Annotated in this window: 7 protein-coding genes and 3 pseudogenes; 1 reads left to right on the top strand and 9 read right to left on the bottom strand. The window is 73.3% G+C overall.

Annotated features, from left to right (window positions below; translation table 11 throughout):
• The 7 genes and pseudogenes from AC2W7G_RS04965 to clpB form a co-directional block, all read right to left on the bottom strand.
• A partial coding sequence (locus tag AC2W7G_RS04965) for a hypothetical protein (RefSeq protein ID WP_485867461.1) occupies positions 1-500 on the bottom strand: 500 nt, incomplete at its 3' end.
• A gap of 12 nt (positions 501-512) precedes the next feature.
• Positions 513-1,169 (bottom strand): class I SAM-dependent methyltransferase, encoded by a 657-nt coding sequence (locus AC2W7G_RS04970; protein ID WP_485867462.1) that lies wholly within the window; start codon positions 1,167-1,169, stop codon positions 513-515.
• Positions 1,154-1,696 carry a hypothetical protein gene (locus AC2W7G_RS04975; RefSeq protein ID WP_485867463.1) on the bottom strand — a complete coding sequence of 181 codons (543 nt, stop codon included), beginning with the start codon at positions 1,694-1,696 and terminating at the stop codon, positions 1,154-1,156. The genes AC2W7G_RS04970 and AC2W7G_RS04975 overlap by 16 nt, the downstream gene beginning before the upstream one ends.
• A gap of 541 nt (positions 1,697-2,237) precedes the next feature.
• Complete coding sequence (locus AC2W7G_RS04980; protein WP_485867464.1) at positions 2,238-2,951, bottom strand: class I SAM-dependent methyltransferase; 714 nt, start codon at positions 2,949-2,951, stop codon at positions 2,238-2,240.
• Positions 2,938-3,564, bottom strand: a pseudogene (locus AC2W7G_RS04985) (glycosyltransferase); the annotation flags it as partial. The gene AC2W7G_RS04980 and the pseudogene AC2W7G_RS04985, both read right to left, overlap by 14 nt.
• Positions 3,459-4,196 carry a glycosyltransferase family 4 protein gene (locus AC2W7G_RS04990; RefSeq protein WP_485867465.1) on the bottom strand — a complete coding sequence of 246 codons (738 nt, stop codon included), beginning with the start codon at positions 4,194-4,196 and terminating at the stop codon, positions 3,459-3,461. The pseudogene AC2W7G_RS04985 and the gene AC2W7G_RS04990, both read right to left, overlap by 106 nt.
• 179 nt (positions 4,197-4,375) lie before the next feature.
• Positions 4,376-6,961: pseudogene (gene clpB, locus AC2W7G_RS04995) on the bottom strand (ATP-dependent chaperone ClpB).
• Positions 6,962-7,079: 118 nt separating this feature from the next.
• Between clpB and AC2W7G_RS05000 the strand changes: the two are divergent.
• The gene (locus AC2W7G_RS05000) at positions 7,080-7,466 is read left to right on the top strand and encodes a VOC family protein (protein ID WP_485867466.1); all 387 of its coding nucleotides are present in this window, start codon (positions 7,080-7,082) and stop codon (positions 7,464-7,466) included.
• Between the two features lie 2 nt (positions 7,467-7,468).
• Here the strand turns inward: AC2W7G_RS05000 and AC2W7G_RS05005 are convergent, their stop codons facing one another.
• Positions 7,469-8,131 carry an HNH endonuclease gene (locus AC2W7G_RS05005; RefSeq protein WP_485867467.1) on the bottom strand — a complete coding sequence of 221 codons (663 nt, stop codon included), beginning with the start codon at positions 8,129-8,131 and terminating at the stop codon, positions 7,469-7,471.
• Positions 8,044-8,448: pseudogene (locus AC2W7G_RS05010) on the bottom strand (hypothetical protein); the annotation flags it as partial. The pseudogene AC2W7G_RS05010 and the gene AC2W7G_RS05005, both read right to left, overlap by 88 nt.

An 8,448-nucleotide genomic window follows, 5' to 3' on the forward strand; every position in this document is an offset into this window, starting at 1 on the left:
CGGCGGCACCGGTCGGCGCGAACGGGGTCGGGACGCCGGGGCTGCAGGTCCACGACGGCGCGCCCGTTGCGGGCGTCGTAGAACGTGCGGGCCTCCGCGGACCACAGGTAGAACGCGCAGCCGAGCGCGAAGGCGGCGGGCAGCAGGCCGAGCACGCCGCTGCCCACGAACACCAGCGCGAGCAGCACGGCGAGCACCGTCAGCAGGACCCGCGACACCTGGTGCCCGCGCGCGGCGTAGACCGCCAGCACGATGCCGGCCGCCGCGAGCACGGCCAGGCCGTTGACCAGCAGCCGCAACCAGCCCAGCGCGGTGTCGACGCTGATGTCGCTGCCGCCGGGCACGGCGTCCAGGCCCTCGGCGACCTGCTCCTGCAGCTCGATCGAGCCCCACTGCGACAGCGCGGAGATGAACTGCAGCAGCATGAACGCGCAGGTCAGGCCGATGAACAGGCAGGCGACGGTGACCTTCGGCGGACGGGGCAGGGGCTTGGCGTTCACCGGTTCATCCCATCATGGCCGGGCAAGCGCCGGCTCCTGCGTGCGCTCCAGCACGCGCAGCGAGCCGGTCACCGACGCCTCGGTGAACTCGCCGGAGTCCAGCGCCTCGCGGTAGATGCGGTACGGGGCCTGGCCGCCGTCCGCGGGGTCGGGGAAGACGTCGTGAATGACGAGTGCCCCGCCGACCTTCACCCACGGCGCCCAGCCGTGCAGGTCGTTCTGCGCGTGCTCGTCGGTGTGGCCCCCGTCGACGAAGACGAGGTCGAGCGGCGTGCGCCACCAGCGGGCGACGTCGACGGAGCGTCCGACGACCGGCGTCACGACGTCCTCGAGGTCGGCGTCGGCCAGGGTGCGGCGCAGCAGCGGGAGGGTGTCGAAGCGTCCGTCGGCGCCGACGAGCTCGGTGTCGTGGTACTCCCAGCCGACCTGGTGCTCCTCGGAGCCGCGGTGGTGGTCGACCGTCACCACGGTGCCGCCGAACTGCCGGGCGCCGTGGCCCAGGTAGACGGTCGACTTGCCGCAGTAGGAGCCGATCTCGACGGCGACGCCGCCGCGGACGTACCGCTGGGCGGCGGCGTGCAGCGCCAGGCCCTCGTCCTCGGGCATGAAGCCCTTGACGCGGGCGACGAGGCCGGCGAGGTCGGTCGGGAAGGTCACGAGGCCAGGCACGAGCAGGTCTCCTCGGGGTGAGCGGCGGCGAGTCCCTCGCCGGGGGCGGGAGCGGCGAGGCCCTCGCCGCGGAACAGTCCGTTCGCACCGGTGGTGCGGCTCAGCGCGTCGGCGGCCAGCAGCACGGTGGCCGCGGTCCACGTGGACGTCTCGACCGGCCAGCGCTTGCCGTCGGCGTAGACGAGCCCGGTCCAGTACGAGCCGTCGTCGTCGCGCAGGTGCTGCATCGCGGCGAGCATCGTCCGGGCGTCGTCACCGCGGCCGGCGGCGTCCAGGGCCAGCACGAGCTCGCACGTCTCGGCGCCGGTGACCCACGGGTGGTCGTGGACGCAGCGGATGCCCAGGCCGTCGACGACGAACTCGTCCCACCGCTTGTCGAGCAGGACGCTGGCGTCGTCGGGGCGCAGCGCGCCGCCGAGCACCGGGTAGTACCAGTCCATCGCGTGGCGCCCGCGCGGCGAGAACCGCTCGGGGTGCTCGTCGAGGGCGTGGCGCAGGCGCGCGGCGGCGTCCCGCCAGGCCGGCACGTCGCGCCGACGACGGCCGCCAGCGCGATCGCGCAGCGCAGGCTCATGTGGATGGACGCGTTGCCGGTCAGCAGCGACTCGTCGGCGACGCTGCCGTCGGCCGAGCGGGCCCAGCGGACCGTGCCGTCGTCGGCCTGCAGGGTCAGGACGGCGTCGAGGGCGGCACGGACGACCGGCCAGGTGCGGGCGAGCACGGCGTCGTCGCCGGTGACCCGGTGGTGGTGCAGGGCCCCGACCGCGACGTACGCGCAGAAGTTGGCGTCCACGTGGTCCTCGACGACCGCGCCGTCGACGTACTTGGCCGCCCACGTGCCGTCGTCGGCCTGGGTCGCCGCGAGCCAGTCGTACGCCCGGGCCGCCTCCTCGAGGTGGCCGGTGACGGTCAGGCCCATGGCGGCCTGGACGTGGTCCCACGGGTCGACGTGGCCGCCCGGGAACCACGGGATCGCCCCGCTGGGCAGCTGGACCGAGGCGATCCAGTCACCACTGGCGGCGCACTGCTCCGCGGTCAGGACGCCGGGCACCTCGGGCAGGGGCATGCTCAGGCGGGCTTCCGGAAGTACAGGGCGACGCTCTTGCCGACGAGCGGGTCGAGCGCCTTCTCGGCCAGACGGGTCGCCTTGGGCGCCTTCATCATGTCCCACACGAGCAGACGGTGGTACGCCTGCACGAGCCGGCTGTCCTCGCGGTTCACGCCGACCGCGCACTTGAGCCACCAGTACGGCGAGTGCAGCGCGTGCGCGTGGTGCTGGAACGTGGGCACCATGCCGGCGTCACGCACCTTGGCCCGCAGCTCGTCGGCCTTGTAGATGCGGATGTGGCCGCCCTCGTTGGCGTGGTACTCGTCCGAGAGCGCCCAGCAGATCCGCTCGGGCAGCCAGCGCGGCACCGTGACGGCCAGGACGCCGCCCGGGCGCAGGATGCGCACGAGCTCGCTGATCGCCTGGTCGTCCTCGGGGACGTGCTCGAGGATCTCCGAGGCCAGGACGACGTCGAACGATGCGTCCGCGTACGGCATGTCGAGGATCGTGCCGGGCTGCACGACGGCGGTGCCGGTCGCCGGCACCTCGCCGGCGACCTCGAGCGCGCCGAACATCTCCTCGACGCCCTTGAGCTCCTCGGCGTCCAGGTCGAACGCGACGACGTCCGCGCCGCGGCGCAGCGCCTCGTAGGAGTGGCGGCCCGCGCCGGCACCGACGTCGATGAAGCGGGTGCCGGGGCCGACGCCGAGGCGGTCGAAGTCAACGGTGAGCACGGGTCTCCTCCTGGTGCAGCCCGATGGCCGCCTCGTACGTCTCGACCGTCGCGCGCGCGCGACGGCGGTCCAGCTGAAACCGGGCCAGGGCTCGCGCCCGTCCGGCGGCACCCATGCGGGCGCGCTCCTGCGGGTCGTCCAGCAGCCGGCCCAGCGCGGCGACGAGCGCGTCGACGTCGCCGGGCGGGACGAGCACGCCGGCGTCGCCGTCGCGGCCGACCACCTCGGGCAGGGCGCCGGCGTCGCTGGCCACCACCGGGGTGCCGCACGAGAGCGCCTCGACGGTGGGCAGCGAGAACCCCTCGTACATCGACGGCACGGCCATGACCTCGGCCGACGCGAGCAGGGCGGCGATCTCGGCGTCGCTGACCCCGCTGACGGTGCGGACGACGTCCTCGAGGCCGAGCTCGGCGATGCGCCGCTCGCTCTCGCCACCGGGCTCGAGCCGGCAGACGAGCTCGAGGTGGACGTCCGGGCGCTCGGTGCGGAGCTTGGCCAGCGCCTCGATCAGCACCGGGACGCCCTTGAGTGGCTTGTCGGCGCTCGCGACGGCGACGACCGGCCGGGGACGCGCCGCTCGGCGGCGGACGGCGCGTACAGGTCGGTGTCGACGCCGAGCGGGACGACGGTGATGCGCGAGCGGCTCATGCGGAAGTCGGCGGCGGTGTCGTCGGCCGAGACGCCGGAGACCCCCAGGACGACCTTCAGCCGGCGGGCGACGCGCTTCTGCATGGGCAGGAAGGAGTAGAACCGGCGCAGGCCGAAGCGCTGCTTGAAGCCACTCGCGGAGGCCAGCTCGACGCGCAGGTCGCGGGTGATCGGGTGGTGGATCGTCGTCACCAGCGGCAGGCGGCGCTGGATCGCGAGCATGCCGTAGCCGAGGCCCTGGTTGTCGTGGACGACGTCGACGTCCGGGTGCCTCCGCAGGTGGCGGGCGACGCGCAGGCTGAACGTGAGCGGCTCGGAGAAGCGTCCGGTCTTGGTGAGCAGGTACTCCAGGACGTCGATCCAGCTGGTGAACTCGCTCAGCCGCGGGGTGCGGAACGGGTCGGGCTCGCGGTACAGGTCCAGGCTCGGCAGCTCGGTGAGCGTGACCCGCGGGTCGAGCGTCTCGGGGTACGGCGGACCGCTCAGCAGCTCGACGTCGTGGCCGAGGTCGGCCAGGCCCTTCGCGAGGTGCCGGACGTAGACGCCCTGGCCGCCGCCGTGCTCCTTGCTGCGGTAGGAGAGCAGGGCGATGCGCACGAAGGCCCTCCCTTTCGCTCTCCCGACCAGTGGTGGCCCATCCTACGGGCGCGTAACCACGGCCCCGCCGGGGTGGCCGCGATCACGCGTGCCATGGCCGAGGGCACGCCGGTCCGGGTGGCCTTGGACGCGGAACGGCCCCTCCCCGCGGGTATCGGGGAGGGGCCGTCGTCGTCCGGTCAGGCCGGGGTGACGCTGAGCTCGTCGGCGTCCGGCGTCCGGTCGACCTTGACGGTCTGGCCGTCGCGGACGTCACCGGCCAGCAGGGCCCGGGCGAGCCGGTCGCCGATCGCCTGCTGCACCAGGCGGCGCAGCGGACGGGCGCCGTAGGCCGGGTCCCAGCCGGTGAGCGCGAGCCACTCCTTGGCCGCGTCGGTGACCTCGAGCGTGATGCGCCGGTTGGTGAGCCGGTGCGCCAGCGCGTCGATCTGCAGGTCGACGATGCGGGTCAGCTCCTCGGTGCCCAGCGGGTCGAACATGACGACCTCGTCGAGGCGGTTGAGGAACTCCGGCTTGAACGAGACCCGCACGACGTCCATGACCGCGTCGCGCTTGGCCTTGTCGTCCAGGGCCGGGTCGACCAGGAACGACGAGCCGAGGTTCGACGTCAGGATGATGATCGTGTTGCGGAAGTCGACCGTGCGGCCCTGGCCGTCGGTGAGGCGTCCGTCGTCGAGCACCTGCAGCAGGATGTCGAAGACCTCGGGGTGGGCCTTCTCGACCTCGTCCAGCAGCACGACGGAGTACGGACGACGCCGCACGGCCTCGGTGAGCTGGCCGCCCTCGTCGTAGCCGACGTAGCCCGGAGGCGCGCCGACCAGCCGCGAGACGGCGTGCTTCTCGCTGTACTCGCTCATGTCGATGCGGACGATCGCCCGCTCGTCGTCGAACAGGAAGTCCGCGAGCGCCTTGGCCAGCTCGGTCTTGCCGACGCCGGTGGGGCCGAGGAACAGGAACGAGCCGGTCGGACGGTCCGGGTCGGAGATGCCGGCCCGCGAGCGGCGCACGGCGTCCGAGACGGCGGTGACGGCGGCCTTCTGGCCGATCAGCCGGCGGCCGATCTCGTCCTCCATGCGCAGCAGCTTGCCGCTCTCGCCCTCGAGCAGGCGCCCGGTCGGGATGCCGGTCCAGGACGCGACCACCTCGGCGATCTCGTCGGACCCGACCTCCTCGCGCACCATGAGGTCGTCGTTGCTGCGCTCGGCGGCCTGCGCCTGCTCCAGCTGCTTCTCCATCTGCGGGATCTCGGAGTAGAGCAGACGGCTGGCGGTGGCCATGTCGCCCTCGCGCTGCGCCTTCTCGGCGGCGACGCGCACCTCGTCGATGCGCTCCTTGATCTCGCCGACGGCGTTGAGCTGCTGCTTCTCGGACTCCCAGCGCTGCTCCAGCGCCCGCAGGTTCTCCTGCTTGTCGGCCAGCTCGACGCGCAGCTTCTCCAGCCGCTCCTTGGACGCCTCGTCCTCCTCGGTGGAGAGGTGCAGCTCCTCCATCTTCAGCCGGTCGACCGCGCGGCGGAGCTCGTCGATCTCGACCGGGCTGGAGTCGATCTCCATGCGCAGGCGGCTGCCGGCCTCGTCGACCAGGTCGATCGCCTTGTCCGGCAGCTGGCGGCCCGGGATGTAGCGGTGCGACAGCGTGGCCGCCGCGACGAGCGCGGAGTCGGCGATGGCGACCTTGTGGTGCGCCTCGTAGCGCTCCTTGAGGCCGCGCAGGATGGCGATGGTGTCCTCGACGGACGGCTCGCGACGTAGACCTGCTGGAACCGGCGCTCCAGGGCCGGGTCCTTCTCGATGTTCTCGCGGTACTCGTCGAGCGTGGTGGCACCGATCATGCGCAGCTCGCCGCGGGCCAGCATCGGCTTGAGCATGTTGCCCGCGTCCATCGAGCCGTCGCCGGACGCACCCGCGCCGACGACCGTGTGCAGCTCGTCGATGAAGGTGATGACCTGGCCCTCGGACTGCTTGATCTCGGCCAGGACGGCCTTGAGCCGCTCCTCGAACTCGCCGCGGTACTTCGCGCCGGCGACCATGGCACCCAGATCGAGCGAGATGAGCCGGCGACCGCGCAGCGACTCGGGACGTCCCCGGCGACGATGCGCTGGGCCAGGCCCTCGACGACGGCGGTCTTGCCGACACCGGGCTCGCCGATGAGCACCGGGTTGTTCTTCGTGCGGCGGCTGAGCACCTGCACGACGCGGCGGATCTCGCTGTCGCGGCCGATGACCGGGTCGAGCTTGCCCTCGCGGGCGGCGGCGGTCAGGTCGACGCCGTACTTCTCCAGCGACTGGTAGGTGTCCTCGGCGTCCGCGCTGGTGACGCGGGCGCTGCCGCGGACGGCCTCGAACGCGGCCTGCAGCGACTCGGCGGTGAGGCCGGCGCGCTCCAGCACGGTGCGGGCGGCGGACTGGACGGTGGCGATGCCGACGACCAGGTGCTCGGTGGAGACGAACTCGTCACCGAGCTGCTTGGCCAGGTCGGTGGCGCGCTGCAGCACCTCGTGGGTGGCGCGGGCCAGGCCGGGCGTCTGGACGCTGGCGCCGGACGCCCGACGGCAGGGAGCGCCAGCTCGGTGGCGAGCTGCTGCGCGACGGCGCGCGGGTCCGCACCGGCGGCCTGGACGAGCGGGGCGGCGGTGCCGCCTTCCTGCTCGAGCAGGGCGGCGAGGACGTGGGCCGGCTCCACGGCGGGGTTGCCCGCAGCGGCGGCGGCCGAGATCGCGGCTCCCAGCGCCTGCTGGGAGCGCGTCGTGAAGGTGGAAAGGTCCATGCGTGCTCCTCGGTGAGGTTCGGTCTCACTGAGATCAACCGTAGCGAAGTTGAGTCCATTCCCCTCAACTTGATTGAGCGTGAATTCGATGATCCGGTGCTGCGCAACGATGCCGTCCATGACCTCGACCAGCTTCACGCTCGCGCGCCTCCACCACGTCCAGCTCGCGATCCCGCCGAGCGGCGAGGACGCGTGTCGCGCCTTCTGGGGCGGCGCCCTCGGCATGGACGAGGTGGAGAAGCCGCCGGTGCTGGCGGCGCGGGGCGGATGCTGGTTCCGCGGCGGCGGGCTCGAGGTGCATCTTGGGGTCGAGCAGGACTTCGCACCGGCCCGCAAGGCGCACCCGGGGATCCTGGTCAGCGGTCTGCGCACGCTGGCCGACCGGCTCGGTGCGGCCGGCGTCGAGGTGACGTGGGACGGAGAGTTCCCGGGGCACGACCGCTTCTACGCGCCGGACCCGTTCGGCAACCGGCTCGAGTTCCTGGAGCCCGTCGGCGGAGCGTGATCTCAGCCGCTGAGCCAGGGCTCGGGACGTCGGTGGCGGACGCGCTCGCGGGCCCGGCGAGCCTGCAGGTAGCGGCTCGGGCGGGCGAGCACCGGCGCACCGGACCCGACGGTGAAGCGGTGGTCGACCGGGTCGACGTGCAGCAGGCCGCGGTGGACGAGCGGGTGGCAGCGCGGGCACAGGCCGATCAGGTTCGCCAGGTCGGTCGGACCGCCCTTGCTGTGCCAGACGACGTGGTGCACGTGCACGACCGGAGCCGAGCAGTGCGGGGCGGCGCACTCGCCACCCTGGCGGGCGTTCACCGCCTTGCGCTGCGCAGCGGTGGCGAGCCGGACGGTCGGCCCCACGTCCAGCACGGCGTGCTGGCGGTCGGTGAGCACCGCGGTGGCGTCCGAGCCGCAGAGCAGCAGGCCGAGCAGCTCCTTGCCGATCGAGCCGAAGCCGTGCAGGTGGCCCGGGTGCGTGCCGGGCGCCTCGGACGTGCCGGCGGCGTGGGCCAGCGTGTCGTGGTCGGCGGTGACGGTGAGGTGCGGGCGGACGCCGCGGTCCTGCGGGAGCCCGTGCTCGAGGACGCCGGTCAGCAGCTCGTCGAGCCCGTCGACCCGGCGCTCGGCCGTCGTCCGGTCGTCGTCGGCGCCCTGCGGGGCCGAGAGCGAGCGCAGCACGACGTCGAGCTTGGCCCGGTCTCGGTGCCGAGGAAGCCCGTCAGGTGCCACCCCTCGGGCACCGGCGACAGCCGGACGTCCTGGCGCTCCATGCCGCGGACCCAGGCCTCGTCGAGCTCGTCGGGGTAGACCGCCTCGCGCAGGGCCTTCACCACGCGGCGCAGCTCGGCCGGCTCGCAGCGCTCGGCCACCTCGAGCAGCCAGGGCTGGGCGTCGACGACGACGTCGCGGCCGACGTGCTTGAGCGCGAAGGAGAGCTCGCGGACGTGCGCGAGCCGCACACGCCCGGACCCGAACGCCTCGGCGACCTGCGGCAG

The sequence above is a fragment of the Aeromicrobium sp. PFPM2_SD2 genome (assembly GCF_057364525.1).

Coding starts and splice junctions, on each gene's coding strand:
- AC2W7G_RS05000 (WP_485867466.1), top strand. CDS start 7,080: ATGACCTCGACCAGCTTCACGCTCGCGCGCCTCCACCACGTCCAGCTC.